The organism is Gulosibacter sediminis, assembly GCF_014904065.1.
GTDB classification, from domain to species: Bacteria; Actinomycetota; Actinomycetes; order Actinomycetales; family Microbacteriaceae; genus Gulosibacter; species Gulosibacter sediminis.
In genome coordinates, this window is the sequence record NZ_JACXJG010000003.1 from 21110 (window position 1) to 21353 (window position 244).

The following is a 244-nucleotide window of genomic DNA, read 5'->3' on the forward strand; positions in this document are numbered from 1 at the left end:
CGGGGTCAGGCCGATCTCCTTGAGCCCGCGGATCGCCTNGGCGCTCGTGGGCTTGACGGTGTCGGCGACGACGAGGATGCCGCGCGCAGCACCGTCCCAGCCGATCGCGACGACCGTCTTGCCCTCGCCCTCGGCCTGGGCCTTCGCCTGTGCGACCTCCGGAGAGAGCTTCTGCGACCAGTCCGCCAGCAGAGACTCGCGGCCGACGACGACCGGGGTCCCCTCGACGATGCCCTGCACGCCC

The 244-nt window shown here is 72.4% G+C and carries 1 pseudogene; it reads right to left on the bottom strand.

Annotated elements, in window-relative coordinates:
* Window positions 1-240 (bottom strand): annotated as a pseudogene (locus ID132_RS13335) (heavy metal translocating P-type ATPase); the annotation flags it as partial.
* Window positions 241-244 lie beyond the last annotated feature (4 nt).